Source organism: Rhizobium sp. TH2 (assembly GCF_024707525.1).
GTDB lineage: Bacteria > Pseudomonadota > Alphaproteobacteria > Rhizobiales > Rhizobiaceae > Rhizobium_E.
In genome coordinates this window covers 2,913,172-2,927,875 of record NZ_CP062231.1, presented here as the reverse complement: position 1 = coordinate 2,927,875, position 14,704 = coordinate 2,913,172, and the positions used below count along the sequence as shown (strand labels likewise).

The following is a 14,704-nucleotide window of genomic DNA, read 5'->3' as shown; positions in this document are numbered from 1 at the left end:
TCGCGCTCATCTTTTCGTTGCAGAACTCGTCATCGACCGCGCCGCCGCCGACATCGCATCACGATAGGTGGCGAAGGGACCGGCAAGCCATATCACCCGGTCGCCTGTATGAATCAATGCCGATTTGGAAATCGGGTCGAATATGAGATTGAAATTCGTCTTAGCTTTGCTGCGCATTCTGGATCTCCACGGGCTCATGTGGCTGTAAAATGCCAGCTGGATCGAACTGTTCCAAAACGGCGCAAAACGCGTGCAAACAGGGTGAATGAAGGGTTAAGAGGGGGTTCGCTCTATTAGGCATCTTGCAAATGCCATATAATACGCGCAATGTGCGTCGCCTTGAGGATCTTGAACAGGAGGAGAGCCATGTCTTTCCCACTTGACGCTGCGTCCTGCGTGATAAGACCCGAGCAGTTTGAAACGATCAAGCATGTCTATGAATCAGTGACCGCCGAAGAGTGGTTCACGCCGTCTTCCAAGCGCCGTGAGCAATTTGCCGCTTATCTGATGGAAGCATATCGCAACGGCTTGACCGATCCGTTCGAACTGAGAACGCTGGGCCGCGCTGCGGCGCGTGAGCGTTTCGCCATTCACTAATGCAACGTCAATGCAACGTCGGCGCTCCCAGCAAGGAGTGCGCGATCACGGTGAGGTTGGCCATATCGGGCGCCATCGTGTAAGCCGCCACGCGCTCGGGAAGCTCTGACTGGCTGTCATTGCCCGCGAATACGAAGGGGATGTCGAGTTCGACCAGGATATCGGCGATCGAGGTCGCCGCCTGCCGATCCAGCGCTGTGTCGAGGATTGCTGCCGAAATCGCCTGGTTTTCGAGAATGCTGGTGATCTGCTGCTTCATCGCCGATGGATCGTTGAGGCCAAAGCCGGCATATTCAAGCGCCAGCCGCATCTCGCTGACGAATTCATTCTGGATCACCAGAATTTTGGGCTGCAGCGGGTTTTGAATCTCCTGCATTTGCATTCTCCTTCGGCTGATCAACCGGATGGGAGATATTTTGTTCCAGCAATAGTTTAGCACTGGCCATCGCGGCGTTATTCGCTCAATCCTTTCGCACTGCTCCGGAAAACAGACTAGCGCCACGCGTCTCCAAGAGTTTCAGCGACGTATAGTCGAGGATTGATAGTCCGCCATCGACAACCAGCGTCTGGCCGGTGACGAAGGACGCGTCATCGCTAGCGAGAAAGGCCACGGCGTTGGCGATCTCGGCCGGCGTGCCCATGCGGTTCAGCACGCCGGGTGGAAGCTCCCATTGCCCGCTCGCTGTGCCGGTCGGGTTCTCGCTCGCATCGAGATCGGTGGCGATCCAGCCGGGGCTCACGCAATTGGCCCTGATGCCGAAGGGTGCGCCTTCGACGGCAAGCGAGCGGGTCAGCGCCTCGACCGCCGCCTTGACCACGCAATAGAGGCCCCAATTGCCGTGCAGCGTCGCCGTCGAGGATATGTTGACGATCGCACCGCCGCTGTCGCGCATCAGGGGCAGGGCATGGGACGAGACGAAATAGGTGGAGTCGAGGTTCGGCCCGCGCATCTTGTCCCAACGTGCGCCCGGGGCATCGTTCTCCTCGATACCGGAGCGGCGTGAGCCGATGCCCGCATTATTGACCACGACATGCAGGCCGCCCCAATCGGCGATGTTCGAGATCAGGTCGCGCACATCAGCTTCATCGGCCAGATCGCACGGGAAGAAAGTCGCGCGACCCCCAAGCGCCGCCGCTTCCGCCTCGACCCGGGCGCCCTTTTCGAGGTTGCGCCCAGCGAAGGCGACACGCGCGCCTTCTTCGATGAAGCGATGTACTATGCCCCGGCCGATACCGGAATTGCCGCCGGTGACCAGCACGATCCTGTCCTTGAAACGCATGCTCAGAACCTCCGCGCAGCAAATATGTCCGCCATCCGGTCGATCTGCGCCTTCTGATAAGCGACGAAATCGGCATTCGGCTGCTGGAAGTCGAGCCTTGTCTCCAACGGGTCCGGCGCGTCGATCGACGAGCCGGCAAGCGTCGCGATCACGGCATGTCCGCAAAAGGGCACATGGGCCTCGGAATAGCCGCCCTCATGGACCAGCAGCAACCTGCCGCCGCAGAGCTCGTCCGCCGCCTGCATTGTCAGTCGTGTCATATCGCGGAATGTACGGGAGGAGGCGAGCATGCGCGAGAGCGGATCGACGCCCGAGGCATCAAAGCCGCAGGCAACCACGATCGCGTCCGGTTTGTAGGCATGCAGCGCCGGCAGCACGATCCGTTCGAAGGCATGGAGATAGCCAAGATGGCCGGTGCCGGGAACCATGGGCACGTTGATATTGTAGCCTTCGCCGCGTCCGGCGCCGCGATCCTCCACCTTGCCGGAGTCACGCGGATAGTTGTTTTCCTGATGCAGCGAGATCGTCAGCACGTCGTCGCGCTGGTAGAAGATTCCTTCGGTTCCGTTGCCGTGATGGACGTCCCAGTCGATGACGGCTATGCGAGCTGCGCGCTTCTCGGCGAACGCTGCCTCGATCGCGATGGCGATATTGGCAAGCAAGCAGAAGCCCATCGGCTTATCGGGCAGGCAATGGTGTCCCGGCGGACGCGACAGGGCATAGGCGTTTCGCTGCTCGCCCTTGAGAACCGTGCGAAGCGCCTCGGATGCGAGACCGGCCGAGAGGGCGGCGATTTCGTAACCGCCAGGTCCGAATGGCGTACGCTCGCCCAGTTCGCCACCTTTTTCCGAGGAAAGCCGCTTGAAAGCACCGACATACGAAGCCGGATGGACTCGGCGCAGTTCCTCCTCCGTGGCGAGAGGCGCAGTAGAGACTTGCAATTGCCGAATTAATCCCGTGACTTCCATGAGATTCTTGAGACGCCGCTTCGTCTCGGGGTTCTCAGGTAAACCCCCTGCCACGAGCGGCTGCACCAATCCGCCCACAGGCATGATAAAGGCGTAGGACCCGCCGGAGTGCCAAAAACATTTCTCGTCCCACCAGAAGCCGGTTCCCGATACGCTCGCCGCCAATTCCGAATCCTCCTCGCCAAAGAGACTCGTTCATAGCACGGGCGGCGCCCAATGTCGGAAGAGCCAACGGGTCTGATGGTTCGAATACTAGGCCTTCTTCTTCGGAATGAATGGCCCGCCGGTCTCGCCCCAGCCCCACTTGGGCATCGGTGCATTTTCCCAGACCTTGGCGCCGGGAGCGGAGTTGATTACCGCCAGCCGCGTGCCCCATTCGAGATAACCGACCAGGGCGGAGGCGAATTCCGGATCGGCCGGCAATTCGAGATCGGTATAGGTGTCGAGCAGCAGGTTGATCCAGCGCCGGCGCATCGCTTCGGTCAGATGCTTGCCTAGGTGATGGCGGACCATTTCAGGATGGCCGCCGCGCTCCGTCGAATAGAGCGGTGGCCCACCCAGCACTTCGGCGAGGAACATGGCGACATGTCGGGGATGGCCCGCGTCCATGCCGGCGAAGACCGGCGAGAGCAGTTCGTCCTGATGGACGCGGCGGTAGAATTCATCGGTCAGGTGGTCGAGCGCATCGATGCCACCGATCCATTCGTAGAGTGTGGGTACTGTCAAAATTGATCTCCCTTTGGCGGAAAGATATGGAGATGCATGGACGCTATCAAGCGGTGGTGATGGAAACATTTTGAGCCTTGTTAGTTTGCGGATCATCGATCAGGAAACGAGGAGATCCGCCATGCATGTCACCCGCCGCACCGTTCTGACAGCCACGACCGTCGTCGCCAGTGCCGCAATCATCGGGACGCCGCATGTCTTGCGCGCCGCATTACCGCTGAAACAGCCGCCGCTGCCTTTCGCCGAGGATGCGCTGGCGCCGCACATTTCCGCGCGGACGGTCGGCCTTCATTACGGCAAGCACCACAAGAAATATTTCGATACGCTGAACGAGGCGGCCAAGGGCACGCCCTATGCGGACATGGAGCTTGTCGAGATTGTGAAGGCATCTGCGGGCAAGGACGCCGACAAGAAGATATTCAACAATGCTGCGCAGGCCTGGAACCACGTGGCCTATTGGGATCAGTTCGCGCCCGGCGGGCCCAAGAATCCGGAAGGCGATCTCGCCAAGATGATCGACGAGACATTTGGCGGCTACGATGCATTAGCGGAAAAGGTCGTCTCGGTTTCCGATACGGTCTTCGGCACCGGCTGGGTCTGGTTGACCCGCGACGATGATGGCAAGCTGGCGCTGGTCGGCTACGAAGACGGCAACAACCCGATCGCCGTCGGCCGCCCCGCCTATCTCGGCATCGATATCTGGGAGCACGCCTATTATCTCGACTACGAGAACCGCAAGCCCGAGCACATCAAGGCGGTGATGAATAATATTGTCAACTGGCGGGTCGTGGCTGACAGGGTAGCTGCGGGATAGGGAAACTGTTGCTCACCATTGCCCAACCGCTTCAGCGGCGGCCGGGCGGGTTCTCGAAATGCCTGCACAGCACAAATTTCCACTTGCATCAAATATGCGATCAGATGCATCTTTGAGCTGTGATGCTGGTTGTTGTTTATTAAAAGTTTGGCGTGCGGGGGGTGAGGATTTATGGCGAGCAGGCGTAAATTATATGGTTCGGAGGGAGACGATACACTTGCGGGCAGTTCCGGCGTCGATTGGATCTGGGGACTGGAAGGCCATGACATCGTTCGCGGCTATGGCGGCAATGACAGCATCGCGGGCGGTGCTGGAAATGATGTATTGTACGGCGGGCGTGGCGACGATTACCTGCATGATACAGAAGGAGACAGTGAACTTTACGGCGAAGAGGGTAATGATATTCTTAGCGCCGTGTACGGTATATTTACCCTCGTTGGTGGCGCGGGTAATGACCGTCTCTACGCCAGCGTCGCCACTGGTCTTTTTGACGGCGGCGGCGGTCGTGATCTTATTTCGCTCGGCACTCTTGCCGGCGGCGTCGCGAGCATCACGGGCGGCACAGGGGACGACACGATCGTCCTACAGAACGCCAACGGTAACAGCAATCTCTCGATAGACGCCGGGGAAGGTTTTGACACGTTAGGGTTTACGGTTTGGGATCCCTCCACAGTGGACGTCGACTGGAGCCGCGTATTGAATGTTGAAAGCATCGAATGCGAAGTCGATTACGCGAAGTTCATCATCAGCGATACCATCTTCGAGCACAACGAACATTGGAGAATTTCCGGCACGCAACTGGACGCGTCAGCTGTTACCAAAGGCACCGTTGAACTGATTGGCTCTTTTCGCAGTGCCGACACTTTGGTCGGCGGCTCTCTTGACGATGTGCTTTTTGGCGACTGGAAGAATGATATACTCAAGGGCGGTGACGGAGACGACAGGATCGACGGGGGCCGCGGAGAAGACATAGCTTTGTTCGATGGAGATTTTGCGGATTACTCCATCGCATACGACTTCAAAAAGGGCATCGTGACTGTAACTGATGTGGGCCCCGGCGAAACCGACACGATCAGCAATGTCGAACTCCTCCGTTTTGACGACCTTGATTATCATGTGGAAGTCTTGGGGTTCACCCGTACAGGCGGTGCAGGCAACGACAAGCTTGCGGGTGGCAACGGCAACGATATCCTCATAGGGCGGGGTGGAAATGACCAACTGGCCGGCAAGAGAGGCGCCGACTGGCTCGACGGCGGAGCCGGCAACGACACGCTGAGGGTTAGCACCGTGGGTTCCGGCGATGAGGGCCACGACACTCTACTTGGCGGTGAGGGCAATGACGAAATCTGGGTTAACGGCGGATATGGCTTTATCGATGGCGGGGCCGGCCTGAACAGAATCAATGTGTTCGGAGGGGTACATACGATTTTGGGTGGTGTTGACGGAGATGCTATCTGGGTTAGCGATGCGCTGGGAGGGACGGTGCTGAGCGGCGCGGGCGATGATTTCGTCATGGCCTATGGAACGTCACTATTCGTTGACGGCGGCAAGGGCAATGACGTTTTGCAAGGCTGGCCCAGCAGCCATAAGATGGATGTCGATTTCGACGGGGGCGAGGGCTTCGACACGTTCGTTGTGTTCGAAGCCAGGTTAGTCGATTGGAGTCGCCTGATCAATATCGAGAGGCTGGAAGTCGAATTTATAGACACCGCCATATTCGAGCTGACGGATGCGATGTTTGCTCGCCAGTCTTCATGGATCATCGATTTTTCGGACTCGAAAGACGGGTTTACGCCAGATGATCCGCCTGTGCTCATTGACGGTTCCGGTGTAACGGCGGGACAACTCACACTGATCGGCCGTGACCTTACCGGGGACACCTTGATCGGCGGCGCCCTGGATGACAGCCTGTCGGGTTTGAATGGCAACGATATTCTTGACGGCGGCAAGGGCGACGATTTCATCGATGGCGGGAAGGGCGTCGACGGCGCAGTCTTCAGCGGCGCGCTTGCCAATTATGCGATCTCCTACGACGAGGAATCGAAAACCTATCAGGTGACCGACAACGTAGGCGACGATGGCACCGATACGATCAAGGATATCGAGAAGCTCCGTTTCACCGATCAAGTTTATTGGTTCTGACGCAACGAGGTTGCTATTCCGTGCTGGCGCCGCCCGCATAGAACGCCCGCGCATCCCGGCTCGCCTCGGTCCGTGAATCAGCCCGCGTGTAGAACATGTGCCCGCCGCGATACTTGGTGAGTTCCGTCCGCCCTTTGGCGAGTGTCGGGGGCAGGTGGTCGAGCACGTAGCGGCTGGCGCCGTAGGGCGTCAGCACGTCGCTGTAACCGTGCATCACCATCAGCCTGAAGCTTGGAATGGCGGACAGGAGGTCGCGGATATCTTTCGAGGCGCCGGCATCGGCGCGGGAGCTCTCGCGTCCTTCGCCCCAGTTCCAGCGGCGGTTCACATCGAGCGACAGCAGGTTGTAGGTCATATCGCAGGCATAGTTGAGTTCGTTGCGGGCGTAACCGGCAAAGACTGAACCATATGCACGGGTGAAGCCATCGAGCACCGGGTCATCGGAGCGGTCCAGCGGCGTTTCCGGATAGGCATCCGGTGCCGTGTAGCCTGCGTCATAAGGGCTTGCGATCCGGCCGTCTTCGGTTTTCGAGAAAACGTCGCCGACGAAGCCGCCGGCCCGGACGATCTTGTCACGGTCAATGCCGGTCATTTCGGCGAGTTTCGAATAGAACGCATCGCCGTCCGGTCCGGATGGCGTCGCGCCGGCCAGCGAGACCATGTAGTCGGTCATCGCATAGTGTTCGGCCTTGGCGACAGCTTCGGGGCTGAATGTGTTTGTGCGTTCGAGTTCCGCCGCAGCGATGGATGGAAGCTGCAATGCGGCGCCAAGCGGATAATCGGTTGCACCGAAAATCAGCCGTGCTTCGATCAGCGGCGAGACCATGATGATGCCGGAGATCAGCATGCCCTGAGTGTTTTTCAGCGCCATTCCGACCTTGGCCGCACGGAAGCCACCATAGCTTTCGCCGAGCAGATATTTTGGCGCGGAAGTGCGGTTGTTGTGCTGGGTGTAGAGTGCGATGACCTTGGCAATCGTCTCGGCGTCCTGCCTGACGCTGTAGAAATTGTCGGAATTGTTTGCGGCCCGGCTCCAGCCGGTGCCGACCGGGTCGATCAGGACGAGGTCGGTGAAGTCGAGCCAGCTGTCGGGATTATCTTTCAACTCAGGTGTCGCGCCATCGTCGTTGCCGGGGCCGAAATCGAGAACGCGCGGTCCGACCAGGCCGAGATGAAGGTAGGCGGAGGCGGCGCCCGGCCCGCCATTGAAGGCGAAGGTGAGGGGACGCTTGCCGGTGGAATCCTTCGCCACATAGGCGGTGTAGAAAATCTTGGCCGAAATCTTGCCGTCCTGGCCGAAGAGATCGAGCGTGCCCGCTGTCGCGATGTAGGCGATTTCGCGTTTTGCGGTCTTCAGGACGTGGCTGGTCTCGGCATTGGCCGGCAGGAGTTTGAGTACTCCCTCGGCGGGCGTGTTATCCCGTGCCGTCCCAGCATACGCCGGCGCACTGTCCCGCTTCGTCTCAGCGTTGGCCGACGCGCCATCCCGCGCGTTCTCGGCGTAGGCCGGCGTGAGCATAAGTGCGGTCGCCGTGACGACCAGGGGCAGCAATGCGCGAAGCTTCATCTGGATTCGGTCTCCGTTTCGATACGGTTGCCCGAACTCTAAGGCGGCATTCAGGCCCGGGACACTCAATTAATGTTGATCCCGGTTTTGAACCCGGGTGCGCTGCCTGCAACTGGGTCTGGCGCCGAACGAAACCTTGCGCCGAACGGGGCAAGCCCGCTTGCCGTCGCTGCAATCTGGATGGTAGCTAGAGGTCGAGACCTACGGGACTCGGGCCCACCTGAAAGACATCCATGGATAAATCAGCATCCGCACCTGGCGAAGCGTCGGATTCCGCTCCGCCGCCCATTGTTTCGCCGGCCGTTCTCCGCTGGGTTCTGCCGGTTACAATCCTTGGCTCCAGCATGGGCTTCATCGATGGATCGGTGGTGAATGTCGCATTGCCGGCAATGCAGTCGTCGCTGCAATCGAACCTTGCAACCATGCAATGGGTCGTCAACGGATACATGCTGACGCTCGCTAGCCTCATACTGCTCGGTGGTTCGCTTGGCGATCGTTATGGACGGAGGCGGATCTTCATCCTCGGGCTTATCCTGTTTGCCGCTGCCTCTTTCTGGTGCGGCATGGCGCCGAGTGCCGGGATGCTGGTCTGGGCGCGGCTGGCCCAGGGCGCGGGCGCGGCACTGCTCATGCCTACGAGCCTTGCGATTATCGGCGCCGCCTATCCGGAGGCGGAACGCGATCGCGCGATTGGCATATGGGCTGCGTCCGCCGGCCTGTTGACCGCGCTTGGCCCGCCGCTCGGCGGCTGGCTGGTGGATGTGATAGGCTGGCGCTCGATATTCTTCATCAATCCGCCGATCGCGCTTCTTGCGCTGGTGCTCGCATTGAAACTGCCTGCCGACCGCCGACCCGAGAAACCGAAGCGCCTGGATTGGGCGGGCTCGGCGCTAGCGGTCCTGACGCTCGGGTTGTTCAGCTACGGTCTGGTGGCGCTCGGCGACGGAAGCGCCGCGACGGGCCTCGCCACGCTTGGAGCGTCGATCGTCGCGGGCATCTTGTTCCTCGTCGTGGAGAGCCGGTCGAAGGCGCCGATAATGCCTCTGTCGCTGTTCAAGAACCCGAATTTTTCGGGCGCCAATGCGGTCACCGTCCTGCTTTATGCCGCACTCAGTGGAGCGCTTTTCATTCTACCCTTCCTGCTGGTCAAGGTGCATGGCTATAGCGCCACGGCCGCTGGTGCCGCACTGTTGCCGTTCTCGGTAATCATCGGGCTCGGTTCGCGCTGGGCAGGCGGCCTTTCTGGCAAGCTAGGCAAGCGGACGCCGCTGATCGCAGGACCGGCGCTCGCCGCGACCGGATTCGGTATCCTCGCCCTGACGGGGCACATTGAGAGCTACTGGATCGGTGCATTTCCCGGCCTGCTCCTCTCCGGTCTTGGCATGACGATCAGCATTCCACCCTTGACGGCGGCGATCTTCGACGGCACGCCGGAAGAAGCGAGCGGCACCAGTTCGGGGATCAACAATGCGGCTGCGCGCGGTGGCGGCCTCCTTGCGGTGGCCGCGATCGGGCTGGCGTTCGGCGGCGCCGATCTCACCGAGATCGATGCGGCATCTCTGCAGTCCGCGTATGCCATCGTCATGGCCGGCGCTGCCGTGCTTGCACTGTTGTCGGCAGGCTGTGCCGCCATTTCAATCAGCCCGGTTCGCAAAGCCGGCTGAGCCACCCACAATCTTCCTGACATTTTTTCTCCGCGTGCGGGGAATAAGGCACGCGATCTTCCGTTCTTCCCCTCGAAAGCAGCGTGGAAACGCGAACCCCGGGGGTTTCCAGGCCGCTTCTCGTCAATAGCTGGCCAGTTGGCCAGCGTCCACACGACAACTGGGTGCAAATCCAAATGCGCCGAAAATCGATTGGAAGGACAGAAGATGACTGACAAGAAGAACCCGGATATCGAGACGACCGACGGCGAGCAGATTTCGCTGTCCCGCCGCTCGGCCCTTCTGAAGCTTGGACTTGCGACTGTCGCGGTCTATGCGGCACCTGCTCTGCTGACGCTGAGCGAGGCGGAAGCAGGTAGGCGCGGCGGTTCCGGCAAGAAGTCGGGCAAGAACACCGGCAAGGGCCGGCGCAGCAGGCGATCGAAGAGGTCGAGACGGTCGCGGCGCAGCAGGCGTTCCCGCCGCAGCTGATAGCTGCTGCACGTGAGACAGACGCGGCCGGTCGCGACCGGCCGCGATTTCTTCGTCAAGACGAGTTTCAGAGATGACCATCCATCGCTTCGAGATTTACGGCGAGCCGGTCGATTTCGTCGACTGCCGAGAGGTTGCGAAGGGATTCGCATCCATCCTGCGGGGTTGGGAGGTGAGCGAAGTGCCTCACGATCCGGCCATTCCCGCCTATGTCACATTCTGCCGGGCGGGAGGCATCTACGATTGGAACACGCCCTGGCTCAAGGGTCGCAATCGCCGCGATGACAATCCAAGCCTCGACCTGATGGAAGCGGTCTGCGATTTTCATTATGAATTCATCGATTGGTTTACCGACCGGAACCCGGCGCATTTCTGCGTCCACATGGCGGCTGTGGAGTTCGGCGGCAAGGCTGTGCTCTTTCCCGCTATTCAAAAGGCCGGAAAAAGCACGCTGGCGCTTCATTGCGTGCAGAGCGGTTTTCGATTGCTGGGCGACGATGTCGTGGCGATCGATGGAGGCACGAGCGAAGCCATCGCGTTGGGCCTGTTACCGCGCATGCGGCTGCCGCTTCACCCATCCTTCGGACCGGGTTTCGTGGATTTTATCGGCCGCCAAGCCGGGCTTTCCGACAAGCGCTGGCGATATGTTTCCCTCATCGAAGGGCAGATCGCTCCCTATGGTGAGCGTTTCCCTATCGGCGGCGTGGTGATCCTCGATCGCCGCAAGGGTATGAAGGCGTCAATTTCGCATGCGCCCGACAGCGCTGCGCTAAAGGCGCTGATCGATCGCAATTTCGGCGCGCTCGGTGATCCCGGACGCATATTCGATTGCTTCAGAACGCTGGTCCGCGCCGCGGATTGCCGCGTGCTGGCCTATTCGGATCCCGAGGAGGCGGTGGCTCTTCTCGCCAAAACGTTCGGCGATGCGTCGAATCCAGCAAGGGAGAGGGAACATGCCAGCGCCTAGCCGGCAATTCGTCCGCTATCGTTCTGTGCGCGAGGAGCGTGTGGACGACGTTCTTTTCCTTATCGATCAGGAGGGCAAGGCGATCCATGCGCTGGCGCCAATCGGCGCGGGAATCTGGTCGTTATTGCAGACGCCGGCTTCAATTGCCGAGACCAAGCGGATATTGAAGCAGGCCTTTCCGGGTGTTCCGGCCCGGCGCATCGCCATGGATGTGGATGAGATATTTGCCGAGTTCGAAGATTTCGGGTTGATCCAGCATGCGCGCTGACACTTCAACTCCGGCAGAGGCCGCTTATGTCGAGCAATCCCCAGCCGAACACATCGTCGCGGCCCGGTGTGCCGAGATCGTCGGTCTGGTTTTCGAGCACGATACGAACCTCTTCGTTGGAGAAGCCGGGATTGTTCGCCTTGATCAGCGCTACGGCGGCGGTGACGAAGGGCGCGGCGAAGGATGTGCCGTTGCGCGGTCGCTGCCCGCTGACGGAGGCTGCGGTCCAGACATTCACGCCGGGCGCCGCGATATCGATATGGCCGCCCTGCGCCGCGCGCCGGTAGATCCGTTTGTTATGGTCCACGGCGGTCACGGCGATCACATTAGGGTAGGCAGCCGGATAAACCGGCTTGGCGCGCGGGCCGTCATTGCCGGCTGCGGCAACGAGAACGATCTCCCGGGCCTGCGCATCGGCAATGACCTTGTGCAGAAGCGCATTGTCCGGCCCCGAAAGGCTCATGTTGATGACGCCGATTTCACGGGATGCCAGGATATCGATGGCCCGCACGAGATCGAGGCCGGCGGCGATATCGCCTTTGCGGAAAGCATCGACAGCAATCAGTTCCCAACCAGGCAGCAAACCCGTCACGTCGCCCTTGCCGACGAGAAGGGCCGCCACCGCCGTGCCATGCTTGGCACCAGAGCGCTCCGCTTCTCCCTCTATCAGGGGCATGGATGTGATGCGGCTTGCGGCGAGCGAGGGATGCGCCGTGTTGATCTGCGTGTCGATAAGGCCGATCGGTTGGGCCGGGCCGCACCGGAGCGAGTTCGAGTCCTCTGGCCAACCCGCGATATGGCGGACGAGGCAGCGCTCGCCGATGCATTGCCGGGCGTCCGGCCGGTAGTAGTGATTGAAATCGACCAGTGCGGCTGGTGCGACCGCGCGCACCGCCAGCCGCGCGGCATTGAGCGTCATGCGACGCGGAACCTGGAGCTTGACGATGTCGGTGTCTTCAAGCGCCAGGCGGTGGCGCTCGACGATCCGGTAGCCGCCCGCAGTGAGCGTCGCGATCGTATCGTCGCTGAGACCGCTCGCGATCAGCATGCCCGGCTCGTATTGCGCAGGACGCGTCTCGGCGCGCGAAGCACGCCGCTGACGCGGTCGGCGCTTGCGGAAGAGTTCGAAGATCGCCGGGCGGTCATCGTCGATGCGTTCGCCACGATCGCGGTTGCGTCCGCCACCCCTGCCGCCACCGCCGCCATCATCGTCGGCGTAAGCCGAGCTGATCGAGGGCGTCATGCCAGGCTCGTCGAAATCGGTCATCGTGAAGGCGACCGCTGCCAGCATTGCGATCACGCTATTCCAAAGTTTGCTAGATTTGGTCATGATGCGTTCAACCGGTCAGGCTTGAGGGACAGCTGTTCCGGTCAAACGTTGTGGCAGACGATTTATTCCGTGAGAGCGCAAAGAATCTGGCGGAGGAGGTAGCCATGTCTCAGGTAATTTCGTTCAGTGCACGGCTTATCGGCTTCCTACCCAATATGCGTCGCTTCTCCATCTCGCTCACCGGTTCGCCGGATATCGCCGACGATCTGGTCCAGACAGCCTGCGAGCGTGCGCTTGCGCATCAGGAGAGCTTCGACCCTGACACCCGATTCGATGCCTGGATATTCCGTATCATCCGCAATCTCTGGATCGACCAGGTGCGGCGGATCCGGACTGCCGGTCCGCGCGAGGAAATAGACAATCACGCGGCCGTCCTCGGCGTCGGCGGCGAAGGCGATGCGCTGGCGCGGATGGAACTGAAGGAAGTGGCCACGGCGATGGCAAGCCTTTCCGCCGACCAGCGCGAGGTGCTCGTTCTGGTCTGCATCGAGGATTTCTCGTACCGGGACGCTGCCGACATGCTCGACCTGCCGATCGGTACAGTAATGAGCCGATTGGCGCGAGCCCGGAAAAATCTCGCGATTGCGAGTGGAATAATTCAAGGCAAGGACCGTTCTTCGGATGAGAAAGGTTGAGGCAGATGACCACAGCGGATTTTGACGATGAGACATTGATGGCCTTTGCCGACGGGGAGGCGGACGAGATCACGATCGCGCGCGTGATGCGTGCCATGGCGGGCAGCCCCGCGATCGCGGCGCGTGTCGAGATGTTTCGTGCCACGCGTACCAAGGTTGCGCAGTCCATGAAGCCTCTGATCAGCGAGCCGGTGCCGCCCGGACTCAGGTTATCGGTCGATGCGATGATCGAGCGCGACGCTGAGGCAAGGGCGCTGAAGGCCCGAACGCAGAAGGCGCCCGAACAGAATATCGTTGAGCTCGCGCCTTGGCTCAAAAAACGTCCTGGGCTCAGGACGCCGCCATGGTTCGCGCCGCTCGCAGCCTGCATCGTGCTGATGATCGGAGCGGCCGGCGGCTATGTCGCCGGCGTGACGATGCCTGCTCAGGTGCAGCCTGAATTCGCTTCGATCCAGGATCCCGCGATCATCAAGGCGCTCTCGGAAATTCCATCCGGCGGCCATGTCGATTTGCAGGCATCGGGCCGCACGCTGGAACCAGTGCTCAGCTTCAAGCTGGAAGATGGCACGCTATGCCGCGAATACAAGCTGCGCGAAGCCAATGCGAAGGGCGTGATTTCAATCGCGTGCCTGGACAATGACCGCTGGCAGACGCATCTGTTGATGGCTTCGGCGCAGCCTGAAGAAGGGTATGCCCCGGCGGGTGCCGCCGAGACGATCGATGCTTATCTTGCCTCCATTCACGCAGGTTCGCCGCTCGATGGTACGGCTGAGGAGGAAGCACTTCGTTCGATCCGGCGCTAGCGGATCGAGGAGCGAATGCTATCGACCACGTTCGGTGGCAGATGGGAAGCGAGATCCCGCAGGCGATGCCGCAACTGATCATAAGCGCGATCGGGGGCACTCTGCGCCGGCGCGACGCTGAGCCTGCCAAGCACGAAGGCTGCGGCCGAGGCTGCGAGCACCGCATAGAACGGATAAGTCCGCACGGTCGTGGTGACCGTATCCGTCGCTGTGCCTGCGGAGTGCGCTACCGCTCGGCCAGCCTTGTTGCCCATCTTGGCCAGCGACCCGCTCAGCGTTTCGACCTGCTCGCGCAGCGCCTTGAGCTGCTCGTTCAGGTGCTGGATCGCGGTCTGCCGTTCCTCATTCGTCATCATGTTCTCCTGACCATCATCGCCAACTTTCGTTCCATCCTTGCCGACTACGGCCAGGGGTACCTTTTCTCCGATTTTCGCTGCCATGACGGCCTCCTTTTGTGTTGCCGCCTTAACGT

At 60.6% G+C, this 14,704-nt stretch carries 17 protein-coding genes; 9 read left to right on the top strand and 8 right to left on the bottom strand.

All coding sequences use genetic code 11. From position 1 onward, the window contains the following. Window positions 1-6: 6 nt before the first annotated feature. Complete coding sequence (locus tag IHQ71_RS14590) at window positions 7-177, bottom strand: hypothetical protein (protein ID WP_258162694.1); 171 nt, start codon at window positions 175-177, stop codon at window positions 7-9. Window positions 178-366: 189 nt separating this feature from the next. Between IHQ71_RS14590 and IHQ71_RS14585 the strand changes: the two genes are divergently transcribed. Then, the gene (locus IHQ71_RS14585; protein ID WP_258162693.1) at window positions 367-597 is read left to right on the top strand and encodes a hypothetical protein; all 231 of its coding nucleotides are present in this window, start codon (window positions 367-369) and stop codon (window positions 595-597) included. 7 nt (window positions 598-604) lie between these two features. Here IHQ71_RS14585 and IHQ71_RS14580 read toward each other — a convergent pair whose 3' ends face one another. From IHQ71_RS14580 to IHQ71_RS14565, 4 genes are all read right to left on the bottom strand, one after another. Beyond that, on the bottom strand, window positions 605-973 hold the full coding sequence (locus IHQ71_RS14580; RefSeq protein WP_258162692.1) for a hypothetical protein: 369 nt from the start codon (window positions 971-973) through the stop codon (window positions 605-607). Between the two features lie 85 nt (window positions 974-1,058). After that, window positions 1,059-1,877 (bottom strand): SDR family NAD(P)-dependent oxidoreductase, encoded by an 819-nt coding sequence (locus tag IHQ71_RS14575; RefSeq protein WP_258162691.1) that lies wholly within the window; start codon window positions 1,875-1,877, stop codon window positions 1,059-1,061. Between the two features lie 2 nt (window positions 1,878-1,879). Further along, window positions 1,880-3,010 (bottom strand): class II histone deacetylase, encoded by a 1,131-nt coding sequence (locus tag IHQ71_RS14570; protein WP_258162690.1) that lies wholly within the window; start codon window positions 3,008-3,010, stop codon window positions 1,880-1,882. A gap of 87 nt (window positions 3,011-3,097) precedes the next feature. Beyond that, on the bottom strand, window positions 3,098-3,571 hold the full coding sequence (locus IHQ71_RS14565) for a group II truncated hemoglobin (RefSeq protein WP_258162689.1): 474 nt from the start codon (window positions 3,569-3,571) through the stop codon (window positions 3,098-3,100). Between the two features lie 121 nt (window positions 3,572-3,692). Here IHQ71_RS14565 and IHQ71_RS14560 point away from each other — a divergent pair, with 121 nt between their 5' ends. Both IHQ71_RS14560 and IHQ71_RS14555 read left to right on the top strand, forming a co-directional pair. Further along, complete coding sequence (locus IHQ71_RS14560; protein WP_258162688.1) at window positions 3,693-4,385, top strand: superoxide dismutase; 693 nt, start codon at window positions 3,693-3,695, stop codon at window positions 4,383-4,385. A gap of 171 nt (window positions 4,386-4,556) precedes the next feature. Then, the gene (locus tag IHQ71_RS14555; protein WP_258162687.1) at window positions 4,557-6,527 is read left to right on the top strand and encodes a calcium-binding protein; all 1,971 of its coding nucleotides are present in this window, start codon (window positions 4,557-4,559) and stop codon (window positions 6,525-6,527) included. Between the two features lie 13 nt (window positions 6,528-6,540). On the opposite strand, the gene IHQ71_RS14550 is transcribed toward IHQ71_RS14555, so the two are convergent. Continuing rightward, window positions 6,541-8,094 carry a S10 family peptidase gene (locus tag IHQ71_RS14550; RefSeq protein ID WP_258162686.1) on the bottom strand — a complete coding sequence of 518 codons (1,554 nt, stop codon included), beginning with the start codon at window positions 8,092-8,094 and terminating at the stop codon, window positions 6,541-6,543. A gap of 233 nt (window positions 8,095-8,327) precedes the next feature. Here IHQ71_RS14550 and IHQ71_RS14545 point away from each other — a divergent pair, with 233 nt between their 5' ends. The 4 genes from IHQ71_RS14545 (at window position 8,328) to IHQ71_RS14530 (ending at window position 11,464) form a co-directional block, all read left to right on the top strand. After that, window positions 8,328-9,758 carry an MFS transporter gene (locus tag IHQ71_RS14545; protein WP_258162685.1) on the top strand — a complete coding sequence of 477 codons (1,431 nt, stop codon included), beginning with the start codon at window positions 8,328-8,330 and terminating at the stop codon, window positions 9,756-9,758. A 207-nt stretch (window positions 9,759-9,965) separates the two neighbouring features. Further along, the gene (locus tag IHQ71_RS14540) at window positions 9,966-10,229 is read left to right on the top strand and encodes a hypothetical protein (protein ID WP_258162684.1); all 264 of its coding nucleotides are present in this window, start codon (window positions 9,966-9,968) and stop codon (window positions 10,227-10,229) included. 73 nt (window positions 10,230-10,302) lie between these two features. Further along, window positions 10,303-11,196, top strand: coding sequence for a hypothetical protein (locus tag IHQ71_RS14535; RefSeq protein ID WP_258162683.1), 894 nt, complete (start codon window positions 10,303-10,305; stop codon window positions 11,194-11,196). Further along, a complete protein-coding gene (locus IHQ71_RS14530; protein ID WP_258162682.1) occupies window positions 11,183-11,464 on the top strand; it encodes a PqqD family protein in 282 nt (93 codons plus the stop codon). Before IHQ71_RS14535 ends, IHQ71_RS14530 begins: the two co-directional genes overlap by 14 nt. Window positions 11,465-11,468: 4 nt before the next feature. Here the strand turns inward: IHQ71_RS14530 and IHQ71_RS14525 are convergent, their stop codons facing one another. Continuing rightward, a complete protein-coding gene (locus IHQ71_RS14525) occupies window positions 11,469-12,794 on the bottom strand; it encodes a S8 family serine peptidase (RefSeq protein WP_258162680.1) in 1,326 nt (441 codons plus the stop codon). A gap of 104 nt (window positions 12,795-12,898) precedes the next feature. Here IHQ71_RS14525 and IHQ71_RS14520 point away from each other — a divergent pair, with 104 nt between their 5' ends. After that, complete coding sequence (locus tag IHQ71_RS14520) at window positions 12,899-13,429, top strand: RNA polymerase sigma factor (protein WP_258162678.1); 531 nt, start codon at window positions 12,899-12,901, stop codon at window positions 13,427-13,429. 5 nt (window positions 13,430-13,434) lie between these two features. Then, on the top strand, window positions 13,435-14,232 hold the full coding sequence (locus tag IHQ71_RS14515) for an anti-sigma factor (RefSeq protein ID WP_258162677.1): 798 nt from the start codon (window positions 13,435-13,437) through the stop codon (window positions 14,230-14,232). On the opposite strand, the gene IHQ71_RS14510 is transcribed toward IHQ71_RS14515, so the two are convergent. Continuing rightward, window positions 14,229-14,672, bottom strand: a complete 444-nt coding sequence (locus tag IHQ71_RS14510; protein WP_258162675.1) for a hypothetical protein — start codon at window positions 14,670-14,672, stop codon at window positions 14,229-14,231. The two genes, IHQ71_RS14515 and IHQ71_RS14510, sit on opposite strands and share 4 nt — an antisense overlap. Window positions 14,673-14,704 lie beyond the last annotated feature (32 nt).

Bases quoted from the DNA above. Each gene is read 5' to 3' on its own strand.
- IHQ71_RS14510 (WP_258162675.1), bottom strand. From the start codon at position 14,672: ATGGCAGCGAAAATCGGAGAAAAGGTACCCCTGGCCGTAGTCGGCAAG.
- IHQ71_RS14525 (WP_258162680.1), bottom strand. From the start codon at position 12,794: ATGACCAAATCTAGCAAACTTTGGAATAGCGTGATCGCAATGCTGGCA.
- IHQ71_RS14580 (WP_258162692.1), bottom strand. From the start codon at position 973: ATGCAGGAGATTCAAAACCCGCTGCAGCCCAAAATTCTGGTGATCCAG.
- IHQ71_RS14530 (WP_258162682.1), top strand. From the start codon at position 11,183: ATGCCAGCGCCTAGCCGGCAATTCGTCCGCTATCGTTCTGTGCGCGAG.
- IHQ71_RS14535 (WP_258162683.1), top strand. From the start codon at position 10,303: ATGACCATCCATCGCTTCGAGATTTACGGCGAGCCGGTCGATTTCGTC.
- IHQ71_RS14540 (WP_258162684.1), top strand. From the start codon at position 9,966: ATGACTGACAAGAAGAACCCGGATATCGAGACGACCGACGGCGAGCAG.
- IHQ71_RS14550 (WP_258162686.1), bottom strand. From the start codon at position 8,094: ATGAAGCTTCGCGCATTGCTGCCCCTGGTCGTCACGGCGACCGCACTT.
- IHQ71_RS14555 (WP_258162687.1), top strand. From the start codon at position 4,557: ATGGCGAGCAGGCGTAAATTATATGGTTCGGAGGGAGACGATACACTT.
- IHQ71_RS14585 (WP_258162693.1), top strand. From the start codon at position 367: ATGTCTTTCCCACTTGACGCTGCGTCCTGCGTGATAAGACCCGAGCAG.
- IHQ71_RS14575 (WP_258162691.1), bottom strand. From the start codon at position 1,877: ATGCGTTTCAAGGACAGGATCGTGCTGGTCACCGGCGGCAATTCCGGT.
- IHQ71_RS14545 (WP_258162685.1), top strand. From the start codon at position 8,328: ATGGATAAATCAGCATCCGCACCTGGCGAAGCGTCGGATTCCGCTCCG.
- IHQ71_RS14560 (WP_258162688.1), top strand. From the start codon at position 3,693: ATGCATGTCACCCGCCGCACCGTTCTGACAGCCACGACCGTCGTCGCC.
- IHQ71_RS14515 (WP_258162677.1), top strand. From the start codon at position 13,435: ATGACCACAGCGGATTTTGACGATGAGACATTGATGGCCTTTGCCGAC.
- IHQ71_RS14520 (WP_258162678.1), top strand. From the start codon at position 12,899: ATGTCTCAGGTAATTTCGTTCAGTGCACGGCTTATCGGCTTCCTACCC.
- IHQ71_RS14590 (WP_258162694.1), bottom strand. From the start codon at position 177: ATGCGCAGCAAAGCTAAGACGAATTTCAATCTCATATTCGACCCGATT.